Genomic DNA, 13,404 nt, shown 5'->3' with positions numbered 1-13,404 from the left:
ATTAAAGTTAATGATTTTTAAAACACTACCTTAAATTTTAGGTCTTAGATGTCCACTTTTTGCTGACGATTTACAATATTAATAATATAAGAAAGATTGATTACGTCCTATATTTAAAGGTTGAATCAGGGAATTCAACCTCTTTATCGAAGATCTGTATATATTCTATAAAGAATAATTATCCCTTTTTTATTGCATTTTAATTGCAATCTTTTATAAAAGAGTCCAAAACAATACTTTTTAAGTATAATTTCATATTCATTCGATGTAATCTTTTTTGCTGTGCTATTATAAAGAGCTTCTGTTTCCTCTAATGTTTTACCTATTAGCGACATACTCTAGTTTTAATTAGTTGAAATTTGATTTTTACATTTTGGTGCATCAAAATTACCTTTTGCTTTAAATGGGTTTTTAGTTTTTTCATAGGTTATGTAGTTTATTTTATACTAAAAATAGTTTTTTCCATTTTGCAACTGTATTTCGACTTAATCTAAAATGATTTGCTAATTGAGAATTATTGAGGCCATTTTCCTTTTGGTAATCTAAAATATTCAAAATATCTGATTTTTTATACGAACGAAATTTCTGACTATTATTAATAATTCCTTTGCCAAATATTTTTGCATTTATTTCTATAACGTCTACAATGGAGAGTGTTGTTTTATTAAGAATGTTTTCGCATGCATTTCTTTTTTCAGGGTATTTTCTATCTAAAATATCTTTAAAAATTTGTTTATAATTAGGGCTTGATTTTTCCATATCCTTTTTTAACTTTTATTTTTATTAATCTATCGTTATTAAAATATATAAAGAGTTTTTTTTCTACCTAACTAAAGTTTGTAATCCGTATTACTAATCATAGGTACTATATATTCTATTCCAAATATTATATTCTGAGTGATATTTACTGTATCTTAAGATGTTCTTTACCTCTATTTTTAGTTTTGTTTTTGAAACAAAGAAATCATTTTTTGATGACGAATTATTTTTATCATTTTTTTGATCAGATTTTTATACTGTAAAATGAAATTAGACTATACCTTATTTGGTGTATTTACTTATCCATTTATATAGAGTGGTTTTTGGAATCCTGTAACGATCCATTATTTCATTTTTTGTCATCTGTTTTGTTTCTAATTGTTCTAATATAAATTCTATGATTTCCTTTGTATAGATATTTTTACGAAACTGCGGTAGACTAGTTTGTTTCTTTATACTATCTTTCGGCTTGTCTGCTGCTATTGATGAATATAAAATAAGATGTTGAGAGTATAATCTAAAAAAATCATATTCTAATAGTTTACTCCATTTTAGTAAAATCTCTGTATCCAATATTTTTGATTCATACATTTTATTAATTCTCTGTTCATCACAATTTATAAAATTGCAGATGCGACCTATCTCTATTTCACTTTCTACAACAGCTTTTTGAATAACTGATCCAATATGGATATCTTTATAATTATCAATCATTATTTCTAAATGCTTATTTTTTTGATAAAGCAGTCTTTTTATAAAGACTACTTTATTCTACTTATTTCCAGTAACTCCAATTTGTACCATCGTACACAGCTAGAGTATCTGACGTTGTATCATACACTATATTACCTGCAACAGGACCTATTACAGCCGTATTAGGATCAGCTACTTTAGGTAGAACCAATGTTCTTGTTTCTGATTCTAAAATCAAAACACCTGGTTTACTACTGGTTTCTGCTCCAATAATTACCCCTTGTTTGTTAACAGATTCTCCATTAATCACATAAGGGTTTAGTTTGCCTCCTTCTTGAGATGCGTCTAACTTCGCTGAAAGAGAAGTCCAACGATCATTTGTACTAGTTCTTCCTTCTCGAACTTGCACCTCTTTAGTTGCTACATTGAATATGAATGTTCCGTTTACAGCATCTGTAGGAGCTGTAGTAACAGAAGGCAAAATAATACCTCTAAGATTTGTAGCTTCATCGCCAAATTCTAATAATACACTATTATTTGTAACGCTACTTTTTCCGATAGCGACTTGAGCTGATGCAGATACAGCTGTAAAAAAACTCGCTGTTACTAACATTTTAATCGCTAATGTTTTATTTATACTCATTTTATTTATCTTTTATTTTGAGATTGACTATCTCATTATTTTGTTGCTAATAGTAACTAGAAAAAAGCATTTGGTAAAACAACCAAGTTTTACCAAGATTACTTTTCTTATCAAAAAAAATTATGAAAAACTCTTATTCGTTACAACCTCTTTCCAAACAGTTCCATCCTTTTCTTGAAGGATCAATCAATGGAGATTCACCTCTGTATAATTGGACACAATTTTCTGTTGTGTTGTAAATAAGCATTCCTTCAATCGCTGTAAGTGCGTCTCGTTGAGTTGTAGTCATATGAGGAATTACTAAACCGGCATTTGAACTTTCTAATGCGATATATCCATTTGGTACAACTTCTGGCCATCCCGAAGTTACATTTTCTTTTGTTGAAACTCCTACATTCGTACGAACTGATGAGATACCTGAAACAGCTGGTTTAACACATTTTGGAGCAGCACACGGAACTGCTTTTTTACCATAACCAGTACCTATCATAGCTGTAGGTGACAATAAAGTACTTTGTGTAGCTAGTATTGTATTGCTTGAAGTTACATTCCAATTGACACGGTTTAAAGTAGCACCGTTTATCAATTTCAGTTTTTCAAATGGAGCTGTTGTACTTCTTCTACCCAAAAGTGTTACATTACCTGTTGGGTCTATATCTATACGTAATGCAGGTACTTTACTGGCTGCATTACCGATCTGCCAAATATTTGGTATACCATTTGTAAAAGTAGGACCATATCCAGCGTCGTCTGACTCAAAACGAACATTAGAAACCACGCCTCCTTGATTATGAAATTCTATTTCCATATTTGACAGTTTACTACCATTAACTTCCATATTAAATGAATTATCTAAATAGTAAATATCTAATGTAAAGCCTTGATCTGCTCCAGCTGGTTGAATAAAAGTTTTGCTAATTGTATTATTAACGATTGGATCTGTATCATTATTCATACTGAAATCTTCTCCTAAAATTGGTTCTGTACATTCTGAAGGCTCAAAAATATCGACTGGTACTACACAAGATGGTACACCTACTTTGTTTTCGAAGTACATAATATCATCAATCAATGTATGCCCAAAAGTTGTACGGTTACCACGAATTTGGATATCCATTGTTTTTCCTGTAAAATCCATTGTTCCGATATTAATAGCTGCTTTTAGTGGCACCCAACCAAAAGAAACTGCTCCTGGTCCTGGTAGCGGATTATCTGCTTTTAACTGTGCTGACGCATATACTTTACCAGTATTACGGTCTACCAAATCCATGTACATATAATCTGTATTAGCCGTATAGTTTACATACGAGAACAATTGTAATGTATATGTTTTACCCATCTCTGGCTTAACATCATCTATTCTATAGAATGGTCGAATACCTTGAGATTGAGATACATTACCCTTTACAAGAAAAGCTGCACCGTTTAAATGACCTGACATATCTAGTACATTTAGAACAGAAGGATCTGCTGGGTTGTCCCAAGGATAAGTATTTGTCCAGTCATATACTTGTGGATATGATTGTCCAGATGCCCAATGTGGTGCTATTGCAGAAGAACCGTTTACAGTAGTATTGTCTGTAAACGAACGAGGATCCCAGCCAAGTCTAACAAAAGCAGGCGGTACTACTGCATAGCTACCATCCCCAATATGAGAATCGAAATACTTGATAGGGCCAGAAGGTGTAGCTCCAACACCTGTTGGTAAGTGAGTTCCAATATAATTAGGATCATATAACGGATCGTTGTAACCTGGTGAAAAACGGTAACCGTTGGTAATAGCACCTCCATTAGAGGTTAACGTAGATGATAATATATTAGGTTGATTCACCCACGGGATTCTACCGTCTTTAACCAACGGAGATGAAGTATTAAAATTCTGATAGTGAATAACTCCAGCATTATAACTAGCTCCTTCATCATATATATAATCCATCATACAATCTTGTAAGATGAAAATACTAGCACTACTCATATTTCTATTCCCTCCGTTAACAGTATTTAAAGCAATCTCATTATAAATATCTGTTGGAGGTGTATTTACCGAATTGTTAGTTGCCATAGGGTCCACGTAATCTGCTGGGCGCAATACACTTGCTGTAAAAGTACGTACAACTGGTGCAAAACTACCAGTAATACTGGTTGCATTGGTATCTGTATGGTCAACCACTGCAGAAAAAATAAATTCTATCTTACCTACACCAAAATTAGACTTCTTACCAGTGTATCTTCTTAATACTGGATCATAAGTTAATGTAACACCTCCGTTATTTGATACATTGGTGATTCTTACACCATTTGGTATTTCAAACATTATTGTTACTTCTGCTTCTGAAGAAATAGCATCTGGACCGTTATTCCAAATATTTGAATAAAACCCAAACGCATCACCTTCTGATAAAGATGGATTTATGCCCGAAGCCCCTAAAACATCTGTTATATTAGCTGTTGCTGATAAATCACTTTTTTTAATAGCAACTGTTGTGTTAACTGTTGCTACAGGTCCTTTTATATATGACCAAGTATCTATAGATTTATTGTTACCAAATCCTTGAGAAAGGTTAGTACTACTTAATGGACTGGTATTGTTATTTTGCTGTCCCCACATATGTCCTCCAGTACCTGTAGGTCCACTAAGCGAACCTGCTACACTTGCATCAAGTGGATTAGGGGCTTTCCCGTTATTGTTTGTGCCAGTAACTCTTGAAATATCGCTATCATCCCAATAAACACGAAAACGTTCTTCAGAAAGAGGATTGTTTCCGTTCAAAAGTTCTAATACGAGTCCATTAGGATTAATTTCCATATCAATAAATGGGAAATGCACCTCTGCTCCACGTAACTGTATTTTCACTAACACAGAGGCATTAGTTCCTGGAAGATAGTTGTTATTACCATCCTTACCATCCCAAAATATTTTGTTATTACCCGCAATCGCAGTTCCCGTTAAAGTTCTGGTTGCAAAAGAAGGCAGGCCAGAACTTTCTATTGTAATAGTATAAATCCCTTGCGCATCTGCTGTAAAATTAATATACCCTCCTTTTAATCCCAATTCTCCAACTGTTCCTTCAGCTCCTACAATACTAATATTACTTGCATTTGGAGTAATAGGGGTATTTTTCAACCATGTACTATTATTTGGGACGCTACCATTAGCAGAAGTAGGTAAATCTTGAGCTGGTTGACTATAAAAAATTTTATGTGTTATATTATCCTCTGCATCTGCTGCCAAAGGAGAATGTACAAAAGAAGAAATACCAGTTGTGAAATTTTTACTTTTATAAGAAGGGCTACTATCATTTACGTTAGTCAAAAAACCTTTGTTATTTATAAAAAATGTAAAAGCTATACCATTATTCCCGTTATTATTTACCTTATAAATATATCCATCTTTTGTCAGCGCATACATATTTCCATAAAAACCTGCCGTTTGTCTTTCACTAATGTGTAAATTCATTACATTGGTATAAACTCTTCCTGGCACCCAAGCTCCTGCACTCTCTACAGATACATCCCACGCTGCAATAAGTTCTGAGCTTGTACCTTGCGTCCAGCTATCATTAGCTGCAATATTAGAAACAGCAGGAAATCTTGTAGTAGATACATTTCCTGTCGGTAAAAATTCTATTTTCCAAACCCCTTCTTCTGCCGTTAAAGCAGTACGGTTATAAGTTGCATATCGATTGCCTCCTGCAGCTTGCGACGTTAATCTTGGACCAGCAAGCTCTGCTGTTCTATCGGTTATTCGTCCTGTTGTTCCTGAGGAAGTATAAACAGTACCATTTGGTGCTGTTAATCTAATTATACCATTTCCTATTCCTTGTGCGCTGGAAGCTGTATGCAGTATTTCACCAGCTTTAACATAAGCATAATGTGTTCCTTCTGTTTTGAAGGGCCATGATCCTACAGTAGATCCTATAGTACCTGAAGAGTTACTATACAAAAAAGCACGTCCACCTGTTACGCCATTTGGATATAGATCTTTAGACCCATCTGCGTAGGCGTTACTCCCACAGAGTAAGGCTATTGCAAGAGATAAAACTTTTCCACCTTGAGAAAGTAGTTTTTTAATATTCATATTATTTAAGTTTGTTTATGTAAAGCGCTACATGTTTACACTTTACATTTTTTTATATATATCGTTCGAATTTTACTTACCATAACTGTAACTAGTTAATTACAGTAACCGAAATTCTGAGTACCCATTACAGAGTAATAATCTAAACCTATCCACTCTGTGTGCTACTAGAAAAAAATAAAAGGATCATATGGTGGTGGACGATTTTTAAAATACGCCACAAGGGTTTTGTGTACAAAGACTTCTTTTCTATATTTATTATTTTCTTCTCTTAGTATGAGAGACTTGTATAGTTCTAGATTATCAGCTGATGTTACAGATATGCACTTATTATTTTGATAAGTTTGTACTGCCATTATTTGTATCCGTTTATCTGAAGAAAGTCGACTACTGGAAGTATTAGAATAATATAATGGCTTTACTTTTTGGGTAACTTCATTCAACTGTTTTGTTGCTGAGGTAGTATTCTTTTCCCTTGATCGAGATCGAATAATATGTTTCTTCGCTTTTTTCCCGACAACTTTACCACAATGTATAATCTCAGTATTTTTTAACTGATCAGCATTTGTTATAAATGAATTTCCTTTTATATATAGCTTTGTTTTTTCTGTTTTTGCAGGAGTAACAACATGTAGTAGATGAACATCTCTTATTGTTGTCTTCTCTCCAATATATAAATAAGTTTCACTATTTTTTAGAGAATCATTAACCGATGAATTGCTATAGACCTGTGTAGATATAGCCTGTACAATAACACACAAAATACAGGCATACAACTTCATATTAAATTGTATGCCTGAAAATAATAGGTTTATATGACGATTATTATTCATCATCTGGTTTTAGTTGGGTATAAAATAGGTTTAGGTTTAAGTTTTCAACTTAACTTATATATGGTTTAATTTTCAGAATAATGAAAATAATCGTTATGCAATTTTAGAACAAAATGACTTTAGATACAAGTGTACCTATTGCCGTATGAATGAATACAGCACTGTTTTAAAAAATATTTAAAACAATGATTTCGAATATTATAACTTTTATAAAAAAGGAATATACAATACGTACAAAATGCAGGTTAATTCATTGGAAGTTCACCTCTTTTATCCGCCGCTATTTTTCCATTCACATTTTTTAGTAATTTATTCGCGGGTTCAGAAAACTAATGCAACACTATAAATTATTAATTTAGTGTTGTTATTGAGCCAAAATTATACAAGATTAACCCTTCAAGAACTATTTAAAATTGAGAAATATTTAGATCAAAAACTTTCCATTTCATCCATTGCTATTTTATTAAATAGAAACAAAAGCACAATATCCAGAGAAGTGAAAAAGTTTAAAAAAAAGATGTTACGATGCTTTTATTTCACATCAAATTGCCTTTGAAATTTCGATGAATAAAAACTATGGGAGAAGTAAAATCCTAAGCAATAAAAAGCTTTTAAAAATTGTGCATTCGAAGCTCAAAAAAAAATGGTCACCTGAACAAATTTCCATATTTTTAAAACATAATTTTCCACATAATAAAGCAATGAATGTAAGCCACGAAACCATTTATTTTTATATCTATTTGCACAGTAAAAGTCACCTAAAAAAGGAACTAATTGACTCGCTAAGGCAATGGAACAAAACTAGAGGACTTGCTCGTTCGAAAGAGTCGAAAAATATCAAAATTAAGGACCGTATTTCTATCGATGAAAGACCTCTAGAAGTGATCGGTAGAGAGATTCCTGGACATTGGGAAGGTGATTTAATTATCGGAAAAGATCATAAATCGGCTATTGGAACGTTGGTTGAAAGATCTACTCGTGCGGTAATTTTAGTACATCTAAAAGACAAAAATGCAGAGACGGTTCGAAAGGCTTTTGAAAAGGAATTTAAGAAGCTGCCAAAGCTCATGAAAAAGTCGTTAACCTACGATAATGGTACCGAAATGGCTCAGCATAAATTATTCACCAAAAACACTAAAGTACAAGTCTATTTTACACATCCCTATTCGCCTTGGGAAAGACCTACAAATGAAAATACAAATGGGCTTTTAAGGGATTATTTTCCAAAAGGAACTGACCTTTCAATTTACTCTTAAAAACAACTCAAAAAAGTGCAACGGGAACTTAATGAAAGACCTCGAAAAGTACTTAATGGATATTCGCCGGCACAAGTTTTTAATCGAATGATTATTAAACAAATCAAATAATCAAAACTTTTACTATTTTATACTATCGTTGCATTAGCAACTTGAAACCGCCATTGCTTTTAAATTCTTAGAAAAGAATCTGAATCAATTAACAGATATGAAGTTTATTTATTCTAAAGCTAATACTTTACAGAAAAGAGTATTTGTAAACATAGTGTTCGACAGCAATTTATACTATGAAAATGGTATTTATCGAACACTTACAATGATGGATTTATTTTCGATTAACCATTTGAAAATGAAGGAAGAAAACTTACTTATTTATACAAAAAAAGAGATTCTAAATAATAGAATCTCTTTTAGCGGAGAGTGAGGGATTCGAACCCCCGGAGGTGTGACCCTCAACAGTTTTCAAGACTGCCGCATTCGACCACTCTGCCAACTCTCCTACACAGCGTTTACTGCCGTATTGCGAGTGCAAATATAGAACGCTTTTTCGTTTTTCCAAACTCTGAAAACAATTATTTTAAAATTATTTTTTAACAAAATGATTATCAATCGAATATTTTTGAGGTTTTTTATTGGCTATGGCCTTACAGACCTTAAATTTGCACTTTAGTTTAAATAATAGCCATGAATAATTCCGTTGAATATACATCAACTCAAAAAAAACGAATTCGTTTAGCCGTTTCGTTGTTCTTTTTTTCACAAGGTTTAGCTTTCTCATCTTGGGCAAGTCGAATACCAACGATTAAATCAGAATTAGGAATTTCAGAAGGTCAGTTAGGAACTTTATTGTTGTTGATGCCAATTGGTCAATTGTGTACAATGGCGCTTTCGGGCAAGTTAGTCGCAAAATATGGAAGTAAAAACGTATTGCAAATTGTTGTTCTAATTTATCCAATGCTTCTTTGTTGTATTGGTTTAGCACAAGACTTTTATCAATTAGGAGCAGTTTTATTCTTTTTTGGTGTAGTTGGTAATATGTGCAACATTTCGGTGAATACACAAGGTGTTGAGGTCGAAAAAATATATGGTAAATCAATTATGTCGTCATTTCATGGTGCGTGGAGTATTGCTGGTTTTACTGGAGCTTTGATTGGTTTATTGATGATGAATTTACATGTCAATACATTTTATCATTTTGTACTTATTTATGGTTTAATTGTATTGAATTGGATGGTGAATAAGAAATATTTGGTTGATTCCATTCCGTCTCCAGCAAAGGAAAAGAAATCTATTTTCTCAAAACCTGATATAGTGCTGGTTCAATTAGGAATAATAGGTTTTCTAAGTATGGCGACAGAGGGTGCGATGTTTGATTGGAGTGGTGTTTATTTTCAAGATATTGTAAAAGCGCCTCAAAATTTAGTTGTCGTAGGTTATGCTTCTTTTATGGTGATGATGGCTACAGGTCGTTTTGTTGGTGATTATTTTATCAGTAAATATGGGAAGCAGCGTATTTTACAAATTAGCGGAATATTGATGTTTTCTGGCTTGATGCTTTCGGTATTTTTTCCTCAATTTATAGTGTGTACCATTGCTTTTATGATGGTGGGACTTGGTGTGGCATGTAATGTGCCAACGGTTTATAGTGTTGCCGGAAAAAATAAGAATGTTAATCCAGGAGTAGCTTTGGCAATGGTTTCGAGTATATCTTTTTTAGGATTTTTGATGGGCCCTCCACTTATTGGATACATTGCAGAGGTTTCAGATTTGAGATATTCTTATGCGCTATTTGCATGTTTCGGATTGATTATGGTTTTTATGGTTGGTAGAATGAAAATTTTTAAGGCATAATAACAGTTTTCCTTGAATATTTTTCTATTAAATAGGTTTTATGAACTTTTAAGTAAAAAATAATTCCAACAAAATAGCAAACAACATCAATTACATCACCGGTATAATTCGTAGAATATTTTGGCATAATAAATTCCATTAACAGCGCTAAAACAGTAGCTGTGATGATTAAATATGATGTTGGATAAATGTATAATTTTCCGTTATATTTTAGTTTAGAAATGATATAACAACCCAGATGAGTCATAGCAGGAACAGCAAAAATATCAGTTAAATAATGATTGATATAGTCGATTTCGATGGCATAAATTCGTGTAATTTTCACGAAAATCCAACTTAATAAATAGAGACAAAAGTAGGGATCGAACAATTTCATCCTTATACCACAAGTAGAATAATCAAAACACAAAAAACACCCAAAATTGCAAGAAATATAAAAAACGCATCGTCTATTAATTTTTGTGTGGTACTTCGTTTATCTTTTTTTTCCATTATTCAAACAAATTTTTACAAAATTATTTTATTCATTTAGAATAGCATAAGACGAATGTCATTGTAAAGTGTTTAAAATAGGATAAGGCTATTATTTAAAACAAATTTCTTAACTTAAACTGTGTGAATATTGTTAATTTTATCAATAAAACCGTCATTTCGAGTGGAATTCTGAAAGAATTTTGTATCGAGAAAAAGGTTTTTGAAGGTGAAATTCTATTCTCATACAATTTTTCTTTATTTTATTTCGAAATGTTATTCGAACTGACGAATTTTAATTCAAAATACATAACGGGTTAACTTTAATAAATTAAATAATTGATCATGAAAATACTTTTATTATTTCTTTTTCCAATTTGTCTTTTTGCACAAGTAGAAGTGCAAAATGGTAATTTGAAGAATAAATTGATAATTCCATTTGTACAATCAATTGGCTATTTTGACTCAAAGTATAAACAAAATTTATCGCTTGAGAAGAATAATGAATTGATGCAAGATTATGTAAAACATCATAATAATCAACTGACAACGGTTTCTCCTCTAAATCCTATTGAAGAAAGAATTGAGTATAGATTTGATGATTCTATGACCAAAACACAAAATTTAATTAGAAGTATTGTACATGAGATATTTTTAAGTAAACCATTGAAATTAGGGAAATAAAAAAGCCCAATCTTTTGATTGAGCTTTTAAAATACTATAAAAAATATATAAAAAATTCTGAACTTAGAATTTAATATCCTCTGTTGTAGCGATTAAATCTTGTAATGTTTCACGGCGACGAATTAAATAATCTTTGTCATCAATTAACAAGACTTCCGCTGGTTTGAAACGCGAATTATAGTTTGATGCCATCGAGAAACAATATGCTCCTGCATTGTGGAAACATAAAATATCACCTTCGCTAATTTCATTTATTTTACGATTCGATCCAAACGTATCTGTTTCACAAATGTATCCTACAACAGTGTAATAACGACTACGTCCTTCTGGGTTCGAAATATTTTCGATTTCGTGGTGAGCGCTGTAAAACATTGGACGAATTAAATGATTAAATCCTGTGTCTATTCCAGCAAAAACAGTAGACGTTGTTTGTTTTACAACATTTACAGATGCTAAGAAAGATCCTGCTTCAGAAACCATGTATTTTCCTGGTTCAAACATTAGTGTTAATGGTTTTCCATACGCTTTTTCAAATGCATTGAAACGTGCTGATAAACGTTCTCCTAAATATTCGATATCTGTTTCATCTGCTCCTGGATAATAAGGAACTTTAAATCCTGATCCAAAATCGATGTAAGATAAATCCTTGAATTCTGCAGCAACTTCAAATAAAATTTCTGCTCCTTGTAAGAAAACATCAATGTCCAAAATATCAGAACCTGTATGCATATGTACTCCGTCCAAATGTAAACCTGTATTTTCTACAACACGTTTGATATGTGGTAATTGATGAATAGAAATCCCGAATTTAGAATCGATGTGTCCTACCGAGATGTTCGCATTTCCGCCCGCCATAATATGCGGATTGATACGTACACAAACTGGATATTTAGGAAAATCTTGTCCAAATGTTTCTAAAACCGAAAGGTTATCAATGTTGATACGAACGCCTAATTCAATTGCTTTTTTGATCTCTGTATACGAAACGCCATTTGGCGTATAAATGATTTCTTTCGGTTTGAAACCCGCCATTAATCCTAATTCTACTTCTTGAATAGAAACTGTATCCAATCCTGAACCAAGTGATTTAAAATACTTTAAAATATTAAGATTTGTGTTCGCCTTACATGCATAATTTAACTTTAAACGTTTGACTGTAGAAAATGCATTGGTCATCTTATCATATTGCGATTTTATTTTGTTCGCATCATATACATATAAAGGTGCACCATATTTTTGCACCAATTCTAATAGACGTTCTCTATTCAGTTCCATTTTGTTTAATTTTTTGTTTAAAGTTAAATTTTAGTTGCCAAAATTACGGAAATCAAATGATTTTCTGACGATAATTCAGAATAAACTTGTTAAAAATCAATAAATTCGAATTTAATTTAAAATATTGGTTTTTATTTCGAATATTATTCGTTAATCTAAGTTTTAACCCTTCCACCATTCTTTGAAATAAAACACCGAATCGTTCAGATTTACTGTTTCACCGATCATCGGAGTTAAAATATCAACCTTATTCTGCTTGCCATATTCCACAACTTTTTCTAAAGGTTCGTCCCAAGCATGTTTTGCTAATGCAAATTTTGCAGCATGTACAGGAATTATGTGTTTCGCTTTTAGATCGGTAACAATAGCAGGAATATCCGTTGGTAATGCATGAATGTATTTCCACGCATCGTTGTATTGTCCATTTTCGAGAATAGCAAAATCAAATGGCCCATATTTTTCTCCTATTTCTTTGAAATGTGTGTCATAACCACTGTCTCCACCTAAGAATAGTTTTTGCGTTGGGGTTTTCAGAACATAAGAAGTCCAAAGAGTAACGTTGCGTTTAAATTTTCGACCAGAAAAATGACGAGCAGGAGTAAAGGTTATTTCAAGATTATTCTTCAACTTTATAGTTGTATACCATTCTTCTTCGATTAATTGTTCTGGTAAATAATTCCATTTTTCGAAATGTGCACCAACACCTAATGGCAAAATTACTTTATTCACTTTATGTTGTATTTCTTTTACAGTTTCATAATCCAAATGATCGTAATGATCATGTGAAATCACTAAATAATCAATCTTCGGAAAATCCTTTGTATGGTAGGTATTTGCTCCTTTAAATGCTTTATTGAAAAT

The 13,404-nt window shown here is 32.2% G+C and carries 10 protein-coding genes, 1 tRNA gene and 1 pseudogene; 3 read left to right on the top strand and 9 right to left on the bottom strand.

Annotated features, from left to right (window positions below; all coding sequences use genetic code 11):
• Positions 1–441 precede the first annotated feature (441 nt).
• From IF125_RS08320 to IF125_RS08300, 5 genes are all read right to left on the bottom strand, one after another.
• On the bottom strand, positions 442–759 hold the full coding sequence (locus IF125_RS08320; RefSeq protein WP_225542165.1) for a helix-turn-helix domain-containing protein: 318 nt from the start codon (positions 757–759) through the stop codon (positions 442–444).
• A gap of 282 nt (positions 760–1,041) precedes the next feature.
• The gene (locus IF125_RS08315) at positions 1,042–1,473 is read right to left on the bottom strand and encodes a transposase (RefSeq protein ID WP_225542164.1); all 432 of its coding nucleotides are present in this window, start codon (positions 1,471–1,473) and stop codon (positions 1,042–1,044) included.
• A 61-nt stretch (positions 1,474–1,534) separates the two neighbouring features.
• Positions 1,535–2,095, bottom strand: a complete 561-nt coding sequence (locus IF125_RS08310; protein ID WP_225542163.1) for a hypothetical protein — start codon at positions 2,093–2,095, stop codon at positions 1,535–1,537.
• A gap of 133 nt (positions 2,096–2,228) precedes the next feature.
• Positions 2,229–6,173, bottom strand: a complete 3,945-nt coding sequence (locus tag IF125_RS08305) for a hypothetical protein (protein WP_225542162.1) — start codon at positions 6,171–6,173, stop codon at positions 2,229–2,231.
• A gap of 167 nt (positions 6,174–6,340) precedes the next feature.
• A complete protein-coding gene (locus IF125_RS08300) occupies positions 6,341–7,006 on the bottom strand; it encodes a hypothetical protein (RefSeq protein WP_225542161.1) in 666 nt (221 codons plus the stop codon).
• Positions 7,007–7,373: 367 nt separating this feature from the next.
• Between IF125_RS08300 and IF125_RS08290 the strand changes: the two are divergent.
• Positions 7,374–8,373: pseudogene (locus IF125_RS08290) on the top strand (IS30 family transposase).
• A 303-nt stretch (positions 8,374–8,676) separates the two neighbouring features.
• Here IF125_RS08290 and IF125_RS08285 read toward each other — a convergent pair.
• Positions 8,677–8,761 (bottom strand) — tRNA-Ser (locus IF125_RS08285).
• A gap of 185 nt (positions 8,762–8,946) precedes the next feature.
• Between IF125_RS08285 and IF125_RS08280 the strand changes: the two genes are divergently transcribed.
• On the top strand, positions 8,947–10,113 hold the full coding sequence (locus IF125_RS08280) for an MFS transporter (protein WP_225542159.1): 1,167 nt from the start codon (positions 8,947–8,949) through the stop codon (positions 10,111–10,113).
• Here the strand turns inward: IF125_RS08280 and IF125_RS08275 are convergent.
• Positions 10,103–10,438 carry a hypothetical protein gene (locus IF125_RS08275; RefSeq protein WP_225539049.1) on the bottom strand — a complete coding sequence of 112 codons (336 nt, stop codon included), beginning with the start codon at positions 10,436–10,438 and terminating at the stop codon, positions 10,103–10,105. The two genes, IF125_RS08280 and IF125_RS08275, sit on opposite strands and share 11 nt — an antisense overlap.
• A 491-nt stretch (positions 10,439–10,929) precedes the next feature.
• Between IF125_RS08275 and IF125_RS08270 the strand changes: the two genes are divergently transcribed.
• Positions 10,930–11,268 (top strand): hypothetical protein, encoded by a 339-nt coding sequence (locus IF125_RS08270; protein ID WP_225542158.1) that lies wholly within the window; start codon positions 10,930–10,932, stop codon positions 11,266–11,268.
• A gap of 63 nt (positions 11,269–11,331) precedes the next feature.
• Here IF125_RS08270 and lysA read toward each other — a convergent pair whose 3' ends face one another.
• Both lysA and IF125_RS08260 read right to left on the bottom strand, forming a co-directional pair.
• The gene (lysA, locus tag IF125_RS08265) at positions 11,332–12,543 is read right to left on the bottom strand and encodes a diaminopimelate decarboxylase (RefSeq protein ID WP_225542157.1); all 1,212 of its coding nucleotides are present in this window, start codon (positions 12,541–12,543) and stop codon (positions 11,332–11,334) included.
• A 162-nt stretch (positions 12,544–12,705) separates the two neighbouring features.
• Positions 12,706–13,335, bottom strand: a complete 630-nt coding sequence (locus IF125_RS08260; protein ID WP_317197134.1) for an MBL fold metallo-hydrolase — start codon at positions 13,333–13,335, stop codon at positions 12,706–12,708.
• Positions 13,336–13,404: the final 69 nt, after the last annotated feature.

Origin of the sequence: Empedobacter stercoris, assembly GCF_020281205.1 — a bacterium.
Classification (GTDB): Bacteria; Bacteroidota; Bacteroidia; order Flavobacteriales; family Weeksellaceae; genus Empedobacter; species Empedobacter stercoris.
Note: the sequence above shows the minus strand (reverse complement) of the source record. Positions and strands in the feature narration are given on the sequence as shown.

Bases quoted from the DNA above. Each gene is read 5' to 3' on its own strand.
- lysA (WP_225542157.1), bottom strand. From the start codon at position 12,543: ATGGAACTGAATAGAGAACGTCTATTAGAATTGGTGCAAAAATATGGT.
- IF125_RS08270 (WP_225542158.1), top strand. From the start codon at position 10,930: ATGAAAATACTTTTATTATTTCTTTTTCCAATTTGTCTTTTTGCACAA.
- IF125_RS08315 (WP_225542164.1), bottom strand. From the start codon at position 1,473: ATGATTGATAATTATAAAGATATCCATATTGGATCAGTTATTCAAAAA.
- IF125_RS08320 (WP_225542165.1), bottom strand. From the start codon at position 759: ATGGAAAAATCAAGCCCTAATTATAAACAAATTTTTAAAGATATTTTA.
- IF125_RS08310 (WP_225542163.1), bottom strand. From the start codon at position 2,095: ATGAGTATAAATAAAACATTAGCGATTAAAATGTTAGTAACAGCGAGT.
- IF125_RS08305 (WP_225542162.1), bottom strand. From the start codon at position 6,173: ATGAATATTAAAAAACTACTTTCTCAAGGTGGAAAAGTTTTATCTCTT.
- IF125_RS08280 (WP_225542159.1), top strand. From the start codon at position 8,947: ATGAATAATTCCGTTGAATATACATCAACTCAAAAAAAACGAATTCGT.
- IF125_RS08300 (WP_225542161.1), bottom strand. From the start codon at position 7,006: ATGAATAATAATCGTCATATAAACCTATTATTTTCAGGCATACAATTT.